14 protein-coding genes are annotated in these 15,007 nt (G+C 70.5%); 4 read left to right on the top strand and 10 right to left on the bottom strand.

From position 1 onward, the window contains the following. Positions 1-121 precede the first annotated feature (121 nt). Both mqnP and ACIHEI_RS14040 read right to left on the bottom strand, forming a co-directional pair. The gene (gene mqnP / locus ACIHEI_RS14045; protein WP_396606799.1) at positions 122-1,021 is read right to left on the bottom strand and encodes a menaquinone biosynthesis prenyltransferase MqnP; all 900 of its coding nucleotides are present in this window, start codon (positions 1,019-1,021) and stop codon (positions 122-124) included. Continuing rightward, complete coding sequence (locus ACIHEI_RS14040) at positions 1,018-2,475, bottom strand: menaquinone biosynthesis decarboxylase (RefSeq protein WP_387644261.1); 1,458 nt, start codon at positions 2,473-2,475, stop codon at positions 1,018-1,020. Before ACIHEI_RS14040 ends, mqnP begins: the two co-directional genes overlap by 4 nt. Before the next feature lie 75 nt (positions 2,476-2,550). On the opposite strand from ACIHEI_RS14040, the gene ACIHEI_RS14035 reads away from it, so the two are divergent. The 3 genes from ACIHEI_RS14035 (at position 2,551) to ACIHEI_RS14025 (ending at position 5,168) form a co-directional block, all read left to right on the top strand. Then, the gene (locus tag ACIHEI_RS14035; protein WP_387644258.1) at positions 2,551-2,964 is read left to right on the top strand and encodes a PLD nuclease N-terminal domain-containing protein; all 414 of its coding nucleotides are present in this window, start codon (positions 2,551-2,553) and stop codon (positions 2,962-2,964) included. Between the two features lie 348 nt (positions 2,965-3,312). Next, positions 3,313-4,905 (top strand): acyl-CoA carboxylase subunit beta, encoded by a 1,593-nt coding sequence (locus ACIHEI_RS14030; protein ID WP_387644985.1) that lies wholly within the window; start codon positions 3,313-3,315, stop codon positions 4,903-4,905. 59 nt (positions 4,906-4,964) lie between these two features. Further along, entirely contained in the window at positions 4,965-5,168 is a 204-nt protein-coding gene (locus tag ACIHEI_RS14025; RefSeq protein WP_387644255.1) for an acyl-CoA carboxylase epsilon subunit, read from the top strand. Between the two features lie 62 nt (positions 5,169-5,230). Here ACIHEI_RS14025 and ACIHEI_RS14020 read toward each other — a convergent pair whose 3' ends face one another. From ACIHEI_RS14020 to hemL, 7 genes are all read right to left on the bottom strand, one after another. After that, positions 5,231-5,635 carry a hypothetical protein gene (locus tag ACIHEI_RS14020; protein ID WP_043914717.1) on the bottom strand — a complete coding sequence of 135 codons (405 nt, stop codon included), beginning with the start codon at positions 5,633-5,635 and terminating at the stop codon, positions 5,231-5,233. A gap of 73 nt (positions 5,636-5,708) precedes the next feature. Further along, on the bottom strand, positions 5,709-6,830 hold the full coding sequence (gene ccsB, locus ACIHEI_RS14015) for a c-type cytochrome biogenesis protein CcsB (RefSeq protein ID WP_392949632.1): 1,122 nt from the start codon (positions 6,828-6,830) through the stop codon (positions 5,709-5,711). A gap of 3 nt (positions 6,831-6,833) precedes the next feature. Next, positions 6,834-8,594 (bottom strand): cytochrome c biogenesis protein ResB, encoded by a 1,761-nt coding sequence (locus tag ACIHEI_RS14010; RefSeq protein ID WP_396606798.1) that lies wholly within the window; start codon positions 8,592-8,594, stop codon positions 6,834-6,836. Between the two features lie 3 nt (positions 8,595-8,597). Further along, a complete protein-coding gene (locus ACIHEI_RS14005; RefSeq protein WP_387861070.1) occupies positions 8,598-9,377 on the bottom strand; it encodes a cytochrome c biogenesis CcdA family protein in 780 nt (259 codons plus the stop codon). After that, the gene (locus ACIHEI_RS14000; RefSeq protein ID WP_396606797.1) at positions 9,374-9,964 is read right to left on the bottom strand and encodes a TlpA family protein disulfide reductase; all 591 of its coding nucleotides are present in this window, start codon (positions 9,962-9,964) and stop codon (positions 9,374-9,376) included. Before ACIHEI_RS14000 ends, ACIHEI_RS14005 begins: the two co-directional genes overlap by 4 nt. A gap of 152 nt (positions 9,965-10,116) precedes the next feature. Further along, positions 10,117-10,767 carry a histidine phosphatase family protein gene (locus ACIHEI_RS13995; RefSeq protein WP_380484498.1) on the bottom strand — a complete coding sequence of 217 codons (651 nt, stop codon included), beginning with the start codon at positions 10,765-10,767 and terminating at the stop codon, positions 10,117-10,119. A gap of 32 nt (positions 10,768-10,799) precedes the next feature. After that, a complete protein-coding gene (gene hemL / locus ACIHEI_RS13990) occupies positions 10,800-12,140 on the bottom strand; it encodes a glutamate-1-semialdehyde 2,1-aminomutase (RefSeq protein ID WP_387861067.1) in 1,341 nt (446 codons plus the stop codon). Positions 12,141-12,390: 250 nt separating this feature from the next. Here hemL and ACIHEI_RS13985 point away from each other — a divergent pair, with 250 nt between their 5' ends. Then, a complete protein-coding gene (locus ACIHEI_RS13985) occupies positions 12,391-12,996 on the top strand; it encodes a hypothetical protein (RefSeq protein WP_387644982.1) in 606 nt (201 codons plus the stop codon). Positions 12,997-13,032: 36 nt separating this feature from the next. On the opposite strand, the gene ACIHEI_RS13980 is transcribed toward ACIHEI_RS13985, so the two are convergent. After that, positions 13,033-14,916: a DUF4419 domain-containing protein gene (locus ACIHEI_RS13980; RefSeq protein ID WP_396606796.1), complete on the bottom strand. Its 1,884-nt coding sequence runs from the start codon at positions 14,914-14,916 to the stop codon at positions 13,033-13,035. Positions 14,917-15,007: the final 91 nt, after the last annotated feature.

Below are 15,007 nucleotides of genomic sequence, written 5' to 3'. Positions count from 1 at the left end.
TGACCTGCTTCGCGATCTTGCGGTCGGTGCCTTCCGCTTCGCGCAGTTCCGCCCCCTCGGCTTCGCCTGGGGGTACCCCCAGCGCCCCTGGTTGTGCTCTCCCTGGTTTCGCGCCCGCCGGTCACACGGTGAGGCCCCGGGCGATCAGGTCGATCAGGGCGAAGGCGAACAGCGAGATGCCCACGAAGCCGTTGGTCTGGAAGAACGCCCGGTTGAGGCGGGACAGGTCGTGCGGCTTCACGATGGTGTGCTCGTAGACGAAGGCGCCGGCGACGACGGCGAGGCCGCACCAGAAGAAGGCGCCGGCGTCGGTGAGGACGGCGTACCAGATCAGCAGTGCGGTGGTGAGGGCGTGGCAGACCCGGGCGCCGTTGATGGCGGCGGGGATGCCGAACCGGGCGGGGACGGAGCGGACGCCCATGCCGCGGTCGGCGGCGACGTCCTGGCAGGCGTAGATGAGGTCGAAGCCGCCGATCCAGATGCCGACGGCAAGGCCGAGGACGGCCGCCTCCCAGGACCAGCTGCCGGTGACGGCGAGCCAGGCGCCGACCGGGCCCATGGCCTGGGCGATGCCGAGGATGGCCTGCGGGAAGTCGGTGAACCGCTTGCCGTAGGGGTAGACCACCATCGGGATCACCGCGACCGGGGCCAGCACCAGGCAGAGGGTGTTGAGCAGGGCGGCGGAGCCGAGGAAGACCACCAGGGCGATGGCGGAGCCGATGTACGCGGTGCGCACCGAGACGGCGCCGGTGACGAGTTCGCGGTTCGCGGTGCGCGGGTTCCGGGCGTCGATCTCGCGGTCGATGATCCGGTTGGCGGCCATCGCGAAGGTGCGCAGGCCGACCATGCAGATGGTGACCAGCAGCAGCTGGCCCCAGTGCACGGACTCGTCGGCGAGGAACATCGCGGTGAGGGCGGCGATGTAGGCGAAGGGCAGGGCGAAGATCGAGTGTTCGATCATGACCAGGCGCAGGAAGGCCTTGGTCCTGCTCTTCGGGGCTTCGAAGGCGGCGGTGGTCACAGCCCGTATTCCTTCCAGCGGCGGGTGACCCGGGCGGCTGTCGCCGGGTCGGAGGCGACCATCTCGGGCCAGCCGCCGTCGCGGGTGTAGCCCTCCTCGGGGAGCTTGCGGGTGGCGTCGATGCCCGCCTTGCCGCCCCAGAACTGCTGGTAGGAAGCGTGGTCGAGGTGGTCGACGGGGCCTTCGACGACGGACAGGTCACGGCTGTAGTCGACGTTGCCGAGGGCCCGCCAGGCGACTTCCTGGTAGTCGTGGACGTCGCAGTCGGCGTCCACCACGATGATCAGCTTGGTCAGCGACATCATGTGGGCGCCCCAGATGGCGTGCATGACCTTCTGCGCGTGCTTCGGATACTTCTTGTCGATCGAGACGATCACGCAGTTGTGGAAGCCGCCGGCCTCGGGCAGGTCGTAGTCGACGATGTCCGGGATGATCACCTTGAGCAGCGGCAGGAAGAAGCGCTCGGTGAACTTGCCGAGCGGGCCGTCCTCGGTCGGCGGGCGGCCGACCACGATGGACTGCAGGATCGGGCGGCGGCGCATGGTGACGCAGTCGATGGTGAGCGCGGGGAACGGCTCCTGCGGCGTGTAGAAGCCGGTGTGGTCGCCGAACGGGCCCTCGGGCAGCATCTCGCCGGGCTCCAGCCAGCCTTCGAGGACGACCTCGGCGTCCGCCGGGACCTGCAGCGGGACGGTCTTGCAGTCGACCATGCGGGTCCGCTCGCCCGCGACGAAGCCGGCGAACAGGTACTCGTCGATGTCGCCGGGCAGCGGGGCGGTGGCGGCGTAGGTGACGGCGGGCGGGCAGCCGAAGGCGATCGCGACGGGCAGCTTCTCGCCGCGCTTGGCGGCGACCGCGGCGTGGTTGCGGCTGTCCTTGTGGATCTGCCAGTGCATGCCGATGGTGCGCTTGTCGTGCCGCTGCAGCCGGTACAGGCCGAGGTTGCGGATGCCCGAGTCCGGGTCCTTGGTGTGGGTCAGGCCGAGGTTGAAGAAGGAGCCGCCGTCCTCGGGCCAGGTGAACAGCGCGGGCAGCTGCTCAAGGTCGACGTCGTCGCCGGTGAGCACCACCTCGTGCACGGGCGCGTCGCCGGACTTCACGTTCTTCGGCGGGACGTGTGCCATCGAGGCGAGCTTGCCGAAGGCCTCGCGGAAGCCGGTGAAGCCGTGCGGCAGTTCCGGCTTGAGCAGGCCGCCGATCTTCTCGGCGATGTCGTCGGGGGACTTCAGGCCGAGGGCCTTGGAGAGCCGGCGCTCGGTGCCGAAGACGTTCATGGCCAGCGGCATCGCCGAGCCCTTGACGTTCTCGAAGAGCAGCGCGGGGCCCTTGGCCTTCTGCACCCGGTCGACGATCTCACCGACCTCCAAGTACGGGTCGACCTCCACCTTGATCCGCTTCAGGTCACCGTCGCGTTCCAGGGCCCGGAGGAAGGAACGGAGATCGTCGTATGCCATACCTGTCAGTATCCGATACGGGCTAACCTGAGCCCGCCAAGGGTCCTGTTCGAACGTACTTCGGAGTTCTGCGCTGTGCTTCTGCGAGTCGTCCCCACGGTGGCACTGCTGGCCCTGTGGGTGTGGGCGTTCATCGACTGCCTGACCACCCCGGAGGACGAGATACGCCACCTGCCGAAGGTGGTGTGGGTGATCATCGTGCTGCTGTTCCCGCTGGTCGGCTCGATCGCCTGGCTGGTGGCCGGCAAGGACCGGGCCGCCGCCCGACGGCGGCGGGGGTCGTGGCCGTCCGGCCCGGCCGCCGGGTTCCCGGAGCGCGGGCGCCCGCTCGCGCCGGACGACGACCCGGAGTTCCTGGCTTCGCTGAACCGCGGCAACCAGCAGCACGAGCAGCTGCTGGAGCAGTGGGAGGCCGACCTGCGGCGCCGCGAAGAGGAGCTGCGCCGAAGGGGCGAACGTCCCGAGGAAGGCGACGGCTCCAAGGCCTGATCCCGCTTTTGGCGGATCCCTACGATCCAGGCGTTCTCCAGTTCCGCTCCATCCGGCCGCCGGCCTTCGCGCGCCCCTTTCGGGGGCCTCGTTCCGGCGGCCTTCGTATGCCCTCCATCTTGCCGCTGACCTGCCAATTCACTGGTCCGGGAGATCCCGGTGGGGGTATCCCCCAGCACCCGCCCGGAGTGACCCGGCGGTAGGCCCGTGCGCCCCCTTCTGTGCGTCCTCTACAGCGATCGGCGTCCGACCTTGTACGGAACCGACGCCGAAACGCGGGCGCACTGGCTCGTACTGTCGTAACAGAAGAGGTGTTCGCTGGCTCACGTGACCTTGGAGAGGTTCGAGATGACGGTCCTGCACGATGCGCCGGTCGGCGGCGAGGCTCCGGCCGATGCCCGTAGCCGGGTCACCGAACTTCACGAGCTGCGCGAGCAGGTCCGCCGGGGTCCGAGCGAGAAGGCCACCGAGGCGCAGCACGCCAAGGGCAAGCTGACCGCCCGGGAGCGGATCGAGCTGCTGCTGGACGAGGGTTCGTTCCGCGAGGTCGAGCCGCTGCGCCGGCACCGCGCGCAGGGTTTCGGCCTGGAGGCGAAGAAGCCGCACACCGACGGCGTGATCGTCGGCTGGGGCACCGTCCACGGCCGTACCGTCTTCACCTACGCCCACGACTTCCGGATCTTCGGTGGCGCGCTGGGCGAGGCCCACGCGCAGAAGATCCACAAGATCATGGACATGGCCATCGCGGCCGGTGCCCCGCTGGTCTCGCTGAACGACGGCGCCGGCGCCCGCATCCAGGAGGGTGTCACCGCGCTGGCCGGTTACGGCGGCATCTTCCAGCGCAACACCCGCGCCTCCGGCGTGATCCCGCAGATCTCGGTGATGCTCGGCCCGTGCGCCGGTGGCGCTGCGTACTCCCCCGCGCTGACCGACTTCGTGTTCATGGTCCGTGAGACCTCGCAGATGTTCATCACCGGCCCGGACGTGGTCCAGGCCGTCACCGGCGAGAAGATCACCCAGAACGGCCTCGGCGGCGCCGACGTCCACTCCTCGGTGTCCGGTGTCTCGCACTTCGTCTACGACGACGAGCAGTCCTGCATCGAAGAGGTCCGCTACCTGCTCTCGCTGCTGCCGCAGAACAACCGCGAGATGCCGCCGACCGTCGCCAACGACGACCCGGTGGACCGCCGCAACGACTCGCTGCTGGACCTCGTCCCGGCCGACGGCAACCGGCCGTACGACATGCGCAAGGTGATCGAGGAGATCGTCGACCACGGCGAGTACCTCGAGGTCCACGAGCGCTGGGCGACCAACGTGATCTGCGCGCTGGCCCGGGTGGACGGCCACGTGGTCGGCATCATCGCCAACCAGCCGCAGTCGCTGGCCGGCGTGCTGGACATCAACGCCTCCGAGAAGTCCGCGCGCTTCGTGCAGATGTGCGACGCGTTCAACATCCCGCTGGTGACCATGCTGGACGTGCCCGGCTTCCTGCCCGGCGTGGACCAGGAGCACGACGGCATCATCCGGCACGGCGCCAAGCTGCTGTACGCGTACTGCAACGCCACCGTGCCGCGCATCCAGCTGATCCTGCGCAAGGCCTACGGCGGCGCGTACATCGTGATGGACTCCCGCTCGATCGGCGCGGACCTGTCCTTCGCCTGGCCGACCAACGAGATCGCCGTGATGGGCGCCGAGGGCGCCGCCAACGTGATCTTCCGCCGTGACATCAACGGGGCCGAGGACCCCGAGGCGATGCGCGCGCAGAAGATCAAGGAGTACAAGAGCGAGCTGATGCACCCGTACTACGCGGCCGAGCGCGGCCTCGTCGACGATGTCATCGACCCCGCGGAGACCCGGGCCGTGCTGGCCTCCTCGCTGGCCATGCTCCGCACCAAGCACGCCGACCTGCCGAGCCGCAAGCACGGCAACCCGCCGATGTAACCGGTGCGTCGCGCCCGACACCACCGTTCAGCCGCCAGCCTGGGGGAGAAACAGGAACCATGAACGAACCTCTCGTCCGCATCGTCCGCGGCTCGCTGTCCGTCGAGGAGCTCGCCGCCCTGACCGCCGTGCTGGCCGCCCGCGCCGCGCAGGCCTCGGCGGTCGCCGCCGCCAACCAGGTCGTCGAACCGATCGCCACCTGGTCCCGGATCGAGCGCCGCCCGGCGTACTTCTCCCCGGTCAGCTGGCAGCAGGCCGCGTAGGCGTGAACACGCGAGGGACTCCGGAGGCAGTGCCTCCGGAGCCCCTCGCGTGTTGCGTGCTGCTACGCCGCGGCCAGCGCCGCAGGGCGGCCGGCGTGCATGGTGATGAGGTTGGCCGCCAGCCGCTGCGGGTCCTGGGCCAGCCAGAGCCGCACCGCGGCCCCGAGCATGATGCAGGACGAGCCGAGGCGGACGCCGGTGGAGTGGGCGATCCGCGCGGTGGCGATGGTGAGCAGGTCGGCGAGCTCGGTCGGCAGCCACACCGTGAGCGCGCAGGGCGCCGGGGTGGCGAGCGCGGCGAGCAGCCGGTGGGCGTCCGCCGGGCAGTGCAGCGTGGGCAGAACGTCCAGCAGGCCGTCGGCGACGACCTCGGAGACATCGCTGTGATGGCCCTGGGCGAGCCGTCGCAGCAGCGCACGTTCCGCTGCGGTGATTCGGACGGTCATGATGACCTCGTCGCACTCCATGGTGCGGCCCTCCTCGCGGCTTTGTGGATCTCGGGGGTGGATCAGGGGGTGGTGGAGCAGGTGGGGCGGGGCGTCAGATACCGGCGTACGAGTGCTTGCCGGTGACGAAGATGTTGACGCCGTAGAAGTTGAACAGCCAGCAGGCGAAGGCGAGCAGGGCCAGGTAGGCGGCCTTGCGTCCGCGCCAGCCGGCGGTGGCCCGGGCGTGCAGGTAGGCGGCGTAGGCGACCCAGGTGATGAACGACCAGGTCTCCTTCGGGTCCCACTCCCAGTACTTGCCCCAGGCGGCCTCGGCCCAGATCGCGCCCGCGATGATGGTGAACGTCCACAGCGGGAAGACGAGGGCGTTGATCCGGTAGGACAGCTTGTCCAGGGTGCTCGCCGCGGGCAGCCGGTCCATGAAGTTGGCGGCCCGGACGGTCAGGCCGGCCGCGATCCGGTGCTCGTAGCGGTCCTTGAGCAGGTAGGCGCCGGTGGCGACGGCCGCCGCGAAGAGGGCGCCGCCGCAGATCGTCGCGGTGGAGACGTGGATGCCCAGCCAGTAGGAGTGCAGCGCCGGGACGAGCTGCTCGGACTCGGTGTACAGCACGCTGACGGCGACGCCGAGGATCAGCAGGACCGCGATCACCACGGGCAGGCCGAGCCAGCGCACGTTCTTCTTGGTGGCCAGCAGCACGACGTACGAAGCGACCATCATCAGGCCGAACGCGACGGAGAACTCGTACATGTTGCCCCACGGCCAGCGCATCACCGACAGGCCGCGGGTGACCACGCCACCGATGTGCAGCAGCATGCCGAGCACGGTCAGCGAGACCGCGATCCGGCCGGCCACGTCGGCCTTCTCGCTGCTGCCGGCCGGGCCGAGGCCGTCGGCCGGGGTGTCGTCGCCGCGGCCGCTGGTCACCGTGGTGGCGCCGGCGTCGGCCAGCGCGGTGCGGGTCAGGGTGGCGGTGCCGCCGCCCTGCGAGGCCACCGTGACGCTGACCTTGCGCACGCCCTTCGCCGCGTCGGCGGAGTCGCTGACCGACTCCCCGAGGGTGGCCTGCTGCCGGGAGCGGACGGCGACGCCGCCCTTGGCGCCGAACGTCCACTCGAACATCTGAGCAAACATGGCCAAGGTGTAGACGGCCATGGCCGAGTAGACCAGCTTGTTGGAGATATCGGCCAACTCATGGTTGACCTGCGCGAGCAGCACCGTCTACTCCTTGGTTTCCGGGGCGGTGGGGGCGGCTGCGGCCGGGGAGTCGGCCGCAGTCGGTGCGTCGTCGTCAGCGGTGTCGTCGGCGGGGCCGGCGGGGGCCGGTTCCTCGTCGGTGGCCGGGGCGTCGTTCTGCAGCTCGACGGCGAGCTCGGCGAGCTCCTCCGCGGTGCGGGCGGACTCGCTGCGGCCCAGCCCGGCCACCTCGACCAGGGTGCGGCCGTCGGCGCCGGTGGTGGCCCGGACCCAGATCCGGCGGCGCTGGACGAACAGCGAGCCGATCAGACCGAGGATCGCGGCGACCGCGCCGACCAGCGCGACGGAGTTGCCGGGGTGGTGCGAGATGGTGAACGTCGCCCACTGCTGGTAGCCGTCGTAGGTGAGCGAGCCGTAGTTGTCGGGCAGCTCCCACTTCTCGCCGACCTTGAGGCGGGCCTTGGCGATGTCGCCGTCCCTCTTCAGCTGGGTCATCGCCTTGTCGTCCAGCTGGTACACGTTCTGCGGCAGGCCGCTGTCGGTGCGCAGGTCGCCGGCGTAGGCGTTGATCACCAGCTCCGGGTTCGCGGGGGCCGGGAACAGCGAGATCGGACCGGTCTGCTGGAAGTTCGGCGCCGCGGTCGGCAGGAAGAAGCCCTGGAAGGCCAGCTGGGTCTTGTTGCCGTTGGCGTCGAGGCCGTAGTCGTTGACCTTGACCACGCCCCGCGACTTCATGTTGGCGTCGAGCGGCAGGAACGGCGTCGGGCCGCGGAAGACGATCTCGTCCTTGGCGTTCTTGACCGTCACCACCGGGGCGTAGCCGTGGCCGATCAGGTAGACCTTGGAGCCGCCGATCTCCAGCGGGTGGTTGACCTCGATGGTGGACTTCGTCAGCTTGGTCGCGTCGTCGCCCGTCCAGTAACGGACGTTGGCGGTGAACTGCCGGGCGGTGCCGGTCTGCGGGCCGGTCTCCTGGTAGCGGGCGGTGAAGCCGTCCAGCTTGAAGCCGAACTTGTCCAGGTCGTTCACGCCGTAGAACTGCGAGCCGTAGAAGTCGTCGATCTGGGTGGTGGTGTTGGAGTAGCCCTGGCCCTCCAGCACCAGCTTGCTGGCGGAGCCGGAGGCCACGCCGGCCCAGGCGACGCCGATCAGCAGCGCGAACAGCGAGAAGTGGAACAGCAGGTTGCCGACCTCGCGCAGGTAGCCCTTCTCGGCGGCGACCGACGTGCCGTTGGCGTGGGCCCGGAAGCCGCGCTTCTTCAGCAGCGCGTGGGCGGCGGCGTGCACGGTCTCCGGGTCGGCGCCGCTGTGCCAGGCCGCGTACACCGGCATCCGGGTCAGGTTGCGCGGGGCGGCAGGGGGCTGCGAGCGCAGCACGCCGACGAACTGCCAGGTACGCGGGACGATGCAGCCGGCCAGCGAGATGAACAGCAGGATGTAGATCGCCGAGAACCAGGACGAGCTGTAGACGTGGAAGACCTGGAGCTTCTCGAACAGCGGCGTGATGCCCTTGTGGGCCTCCTTCCACGCCACCAGCTTCATCGTGTCGGGGCCCTCCTGCGGGACCAGCGAGCCGGGGATGGCCGCCAGCGACAGCAGGAACAGCAGCAGCAGGGCGACCCGCATCGAGGTGAGCTGCCGCCAGACCCAGCGCAGCCAGCCGGTGACGCCTATGCTGCCGGTCGGGATCTCGCCTTCCTCGGGTGCGGTGCTGAGCCGCTCGACGTCCGGGGAGTCCGGGTCCGCGGCGTCGGCCGGCTGGGGGCTGGTCTTGGTGTCGCTCACGGCTCAGATTCCGATCGAGAAGTTCTGGGTGAGGTACTGGAGCTGGTTGACCAGCGCGTCCCACGCCCCCGTCACCAGGGCCAGGCCGACGGCGACGAGCATGCCGCCGCCGATCCGCATCACCCACTGGTAGTGGCGCTTGACCCAGCCGAAGGCACCCAGCGCCTTGCGGAAGGCCAGCGCGGCCAGGACGAACGGTACGCCGAGGCCGAGGCAGTAAACGGCCATCAGCAGCGCGCCACGCCCGGCGCTGGCCTGGTTGAACGCCAGCGACTGGATGGCGGCCATGGTCGGGCCGATGCACGGCGTCCAGCCCAGGCCGAACACCACGCCGAGCAGCGGGGCGCCGGCCAGGCCGACCGCGGGACGGCGGTGCGAACGCAGCTCGCGCATGGTGAAGCCGGGAAGCAGGCCCATGAAGGCCAGGCCCATCAGCACGGTGAGCGAGCCCATCACGATCGAGATGACCCGCTTGTGCTCCTGCAGGGTCTGCCCGAAGGAGCCGAACAGCAGGCCGGTGGAGACGAAGACCACCGCGAAGCCGAGCACGAACAGCAGCGAGCCGGCCAGCATCCGGCCGCGGCGCGCGCCGCGGGCGTCGGAGAGGTCGGCGGCGGAGAAGCCGGTGACGTAGCTGAGGTAGCCGGGCACCAGCGGCAGCACGCACGGCGAGAAGAACGAGAGCAGACCGGCGGCCAGCGCGATCGGCAGGGCGGCCAGCAGGGCGCCGCTGCCGACGGTGTCGTTGTAGCCGACCCCGGCCGCCGCCAGGGCGGCGCTCACTTGGACTCCGCGAGGACCGGTTCGACCATCTTGTCGAGGTCCTCGCTGGACATCGCGCGCATGGCGCGGGCGGCCAGCTTGCCGTCCTTGTCGATCACGATGGTGGTCGGGATGGACTGCGGGTTGAGGCTGCCCTTGGGGAACTTGAGGATCTGGGTGCCGTCCGGGTCATAGATGCTCGGGTAGGTGATCCCGAAGTTCTTCTCGAACGCGACGGCGTTGGCGGGGTCGGTGTCCCGGGTGTTGATGCCGAGGAACTGGACCTGGTCGCCGTACTTCTGGGAGCTCTCCTGCAGGCCCTTGGCCTCGGCCCGGCAGGGGCTGCACCAGGAGCCCCAGATGTTGAGGACGACCACCTTGCCGCGGTAGTCGGAGAGCTTGAGCGCGGTGCTGTCCAGCCCGGTGCCGCTGATGTCCGGAGCGTCCACCCGGTGACCGGCGGCGGCGGTGTCGATGCCGCCCTTGCCGGTGATGAAGCCGACCGAGCCGGCTCCGGAGCCGGAGCTGGAGCACCCGGTGAGGGCCAGGGCGGTGGCCGCGCCGAGGGCGGCGGTGAGGCGGGCGCGGCGGCTGGACGTCCAAGACATGTGAAAAGTTTCGCATGGCTCTTCGGCCCGTTTTAGGGGGGTCCGGCGTTGATGACCGGACCCCCTCTGACCTGCGAATACTTTATTTATGATCGTCTTAATTCGGGCATTTTCCAGGCAGGCCAGGCTTACCTGAGCACCATCAATGTGAGCTACGCCCCGAAGCTCTTCCCGACCGGCTTGTCGCCCTTCTTGCCCTTGCCCACCAGGTGCGCCGGCAGCAGATCGCGGGCCGGCTCGCGGTAGCCGATCGAGACGATCCGGTCACCCTCGTAGGTGAAGCTGGTCAGCGAAGCGAGCGAGCACTGCCGGCGGCGCGGGTCGTGCCACAGGCGGCGGCGCTCGGCGAACGAGCGCAGGATCCAGATCGGCAGCTGGTGGCTGACGCACACCGCCTCGTGCCCGCGCGCGGCGTCCCGGGCGCCGGCGATCGCGCCCATCATCCGCACCACCTGGTCGATGTACGGCTCTCCCCAGGACGGCTTGAACGGGTTGGTCAGGTACTTCCAGTACCCCGGGTTGCGCAGCGAGCCGTCGCCGACGCCGAAGGTCTTGCCCTCGAAGATGTTCTCCGCCTCGATCAGCCGCGGGTCGGCCGCGACGGTCAGGCCGTGCGCCTTGGCGATCGGCTCGGCGGTCTCCTGGGCGCGCTCCAGCGGAGAGGCCACCACGTGGGTGATGTCACGGTCCTTCAGGTGGTCGGCCACCCGCTCGGCCATCTGCCGCCCCAGCTCGGAGAGGTGGTAGCCGGGCAGCCGGCCGTACAGCACGCCCTCCGGGTTGTGTACCTCGCCGTGCCGCATCACGTGGACGACGGTGATGTCCTTCTTCTCGCTCACTTCGACTCCTCGGTGGCCTCGGCGGCGGCACGGGCGGCGGCGGGCAGGGCGGCGGCGATCCGCTCGATCGCGCGCGCGTCGTGCGCGGCCGAGACGAACCAGGACTCGAACGCCGACGGCGGCAGGTAGACGCCCTGGCTCAGCATCGAGTGGAAGAACCCGTTGAAGCGGAACGCCTGCTGACGGCGGGCCTCGTCGTAGTTGGTGACCTGCTGATCGGTGAAGAAGACCGAGAACATGTTGCCCGCGGTCTGCAGGCGGTGCGCCACGCCCTCCTTGGTGAGCGCCTCGGTGACCAGGCCGGACACCTCGGCGGCGACCTTGTCGACGGTGGCGTAGACCTCGTCGGTGCAGTTGCGCAGCTGGGCCAGGCCGGCGGCGGTGGCGATCGGGTTACCGGACAGGGTGCCCGCCTGGTAGACCGGGCCGGCCGGGGCGAGGTGCGCCATCACGTCGGCGCGGCCGCCGAACGCCGCGGCCGGGAAGCCGCCGCCCATCACCTTGCCGAAGGTCAGCAGGTCCGGCGCCCAGCCCTCGCGGGCGGCCTCCAGCCCGTACCAGCCCGCCTTGGAGACGCGGAAGCCGGTCATCACCTCGTCGGAGATGAACAACGCGCCGTTCTCCCGGCACAGTTCGGCCAGGCCGCCGTTGAAGCCGGGCAGCGGCGGGACGACGCCCATGTTGCCGGGCGAGGCCTCGGTGATCACGCAGGCGATCTCGCCGGGGTGCGCGGCGAACGCGGCGCGCACCGCCTCCAGGTCGTTGTACGGCAGCACGATGGTGTCGCCGGCCTGCGCGCCGGTGACGCCCGGGGTGTCCGGCAGGCCGAAGGTGGCGACGCCGGAACCGGCGGCGGCCAGCAGCGCGTCCACATGACCGTGGTAGCAGCCCGCGAACTTGACCACCTTGGCGCGGCCCGTGAAGCCGCGGGCCAGCCGGATCGCCGACATGGTGGCCTCGGTGCCGCTGGAAACCAGGCGGACCTGCTCGACCGGGGCGATCCGGGCGACGATCTCCTCGCCGAGCTCGACCTCGCCCTGACCGGGCGTGCCGAACGAGGTGCCGCGGGAAACCGCCTGCTGCACGGCCTCGATCACCGCCGGGTGCGAGTGGCCCAGCAGCATCGGGCCCCAGGAACACACCAGGTCCACGTACTCGCGGCCATCGGCGTCGGTCAGGTACGGGCCGCTGCCCGACACCATGAACCGGGGCGTGCCGCCGACCGCGCGGAAGGCCCGCACCGGCGAGTTGACGCCGCCGGGGGTGACCGCCAAGGCGCGCTCGAACAGCGACTGGGACTGGGGTGCTTCGTACGGGTAGCTCATCTGCTCGCTCATCCGTTGGGTCCGCGGGGTGGCCTGGAGCCTCTCTTACCCGAACATGGTCTCAAATCGTGTCTTTGCGTTCTGCATGTCGGGCCCGATCATCTGGAACGATGATCCGTGTGCTGCTCCCCTCACTGCCTGTGGCGAAGGTAAGGTCGTGTAGCGCGTGCTCGTGTAGCGCGCAAGCAGACGGGTAAGGGGCATGTCCGGAGGGAAAGTCGGACATGCGGGGGTCTGTCGATTCCGGCGAGTTCCGGTGAGGATGGTCCGAGTGTCCGAGAGGCAGGACGGTTTCGACGAGGCCGCGGAGCGTACCCGCAGGCCGGACGAGACCGGCGGGGGCAGGGAAGCGGGCAGGGGAAGGAGGGGCGAGGGCAGAGTGGGGGTCACCTACAAGTACTTCGGCGCACCGGACCGCGCCACCGCCGCCAGAGTCCCCACCGCCCTCGGCCCCGGTGGCCTCGGCCTCGACGCCGGTGAGCTCGGCGCCCTGGGCCGGCTCGGCGACCTGATGGAGACCAGTGGCTCCGGCAACGGGCACCTCTCCACCAAGATCAAGCCCGAGACGATGAGCGCGATGGTCCTCACGGGCATTCAGGGCGTCCCGCTGCACCACGTCCCGCCGCTCGAACTGGTGGTCCTGCACCCCGACTACGCGGTGGTCCAACTCCCGCACACCGTCGTCGAACCGCTCCGCAAGGCCGACGAACCCGAGCTCGGCGCCGCCGCGTTCATCTGGTCCACCGTCCCCGACCGCCGCGGCCCGCGGGACGCCTTCGTCATCTACCAGATGCTGCACGAGTGGCAGGACTTCGCCTCCCGCCTGCACGAGGCGGGGCACCAGCTGTACTGCCTGGTCTGGCCCTGACGCTCCGCCAGGCGCAGGGCCGTTCCCGGTGATCGATCAGTCGCGGTACCCCAGCGCCTCGTCCAGGTCCGGGCCGAAGCGGTCGTAGAGCTCGATCTCCCCGGTGTCGGGGAGGGATTCCCCGAGGTGCCAGCGGCCGTCGGACGCCGACCGGACGTAGTAGTCCGAGCCGACCTGGACGATGTGGCTGGGCTCGAAGGCGCCGGTTCGGGTGGGGTCGTCGTCGGTGACCGTCCGGTCGAGGGGGAGGGCCCGGGCGACGGGGTCGCCGGTGACTTCGCGGAGCCGGGCGTGGGTCCAGCCGTCCGGGAGCAGGCGGTCGGCGGGGTGGGGCCGGTCCGGGAGGAGTTCCAGGACGGCGTGGGCGAGGCGCGGGCGGAGGTAGTCGCCGTCGCGTTCGAGGCCGAGCAGGCCGGCCAGGAACGTCATCTCGCCCTCGCCGTCCGGGCGTTGCCAGCGGAACGGGGCGCTGGAGACGTGGGACGGGAAGTCTTTCTGCTGGTAGCTCCTTCCGCCCCGCCAGTCGAAGGACGTCTTGGGCCGCGGGCCGTCCGGGGTCTGGGTGTGGGCGAACAGGGCGGTGATCCAGCCGGTGACGGATTCGCCGCCGGAATGCGACTCCCACTTGTAGAACGAGCGCCAGAAGTCCTCGTCGGCGGGCCCGCCGGCGGCGGTACGGGCAATCTCGGCGAGGACGGGGCGCAACGCGTCGAACCAGGGGCGCAGGCCGTCGAACCGGGCCGCGAGGGAATCGACCCGGCCGGCGAGCAGCTGCCAGTCCTCGGCGGCGCCCTCCAGGCGGATCCGCGGGATGCCGCACAGGGTCGTCCAGGTGAAGCGGTAGTACGGGCCGACCACGGACATCAGCGCCACCAGGGCCGAGGACAGGTCGTCGGGGGTGGTGGTGCTGAAGCGGGGCAGGAAGAGGTCGGTGACCTCCGCGCCGAGCTTCTCGCGCAGCGGTTCGAGCACCAGCCGGATCGACCGGCTCCAGTCCGGATCCGGGGCGAGCAGGCTGTCGTCCTGGACTGCGATCTCCTGCTGGTGCGCGGGCGTGTCGGTGAAGATCCCGGCGTACGTCTCGGAGTTGAGCCGCACATGGATCGCCACCTCGTGCACCACGGCGTACCAGAGGACGTCCGGCGCGAGGCTGAGCGGGAGGTGCGCGCAGAAGCTCTGGTGGGCGGCGCGAACCAGCAGGCTCCAGGTCGGCTCGGGGCCGCCGTGCGGGCGGGGTGCCGCCACGAGGGTGGTGGCGGAACGGTGGTGGACCCGCACCTCGCGGGACGAAACGGCCTGCAGGAACGGCGCGTTGTCGACCGCCCGGAGGGTCGCGGCGAGTTCGACGGCCCAGTCGTCCGGCGGCAGCGGCAGGTCGATCACGGCCGCGGCCGGGCGTGGTGCGGCGAGGTTCCACTCCGCGGGGAGGGCGGTGTCGCAGACGGCGCAGGTCAGGTCATCGTCCTTGACCAGGTTGATCTGTGCGCACGCCCGGCAGCGGCGGAAGGCGCACGCATGGGTGAACCCGTCCGGCCGGGCGGTGAGGCCGGCCCGGTCGAGGGCGTCGGCGGCGGCCGACCAGCTGTCCAGGTCCGGGCAGTAGCCGGTGGACAGGTTGCTGATCTCGCGGACCGCCCACCCGCCGCCGTCCTGCCGGGCGAAGCGGATCTCACCGGCCGCCAGGACGTCCGCCCCGCCTGCGCACGCGACGTGCTCGCTGCGGCGTGGTGCCAGCCGCAGCATGCCGGTGGGGTCGACCACGTAGGTGACCGGCTCGTCGCGCTCGGCGGGGGCCAACTCCGCCAGCCAGCGGTCGAGTTCGGCGAGGGCGGGAATGGCGCGGCCGAGGGTGCTTCGGTCTGCGCGGGCGAGCAGTTCGGGCGGGCCGACGTAGGCGAACATGCGGGGTCTTCCGGTCATGCCGACACGGTAGGGCCCGGCAGGGCGGGCGTCGGGCTTTCGCGGGAGGAGGGCGTGGACGAGTACTGCCGGGCGGTCCAGCCGCTGCTGT

Source organism: Kitasatospora sp. NPDC051984, assembly GCF_044593455.1.
Lineage (GTDB): Bacteria > Actinomycetota > Actinomycetes > Streptomycetales > Streptomycetaceae > Kitasatospora.
This window is presented reverse-complemented; position numbering and strand designations above follow the sequence as displayed.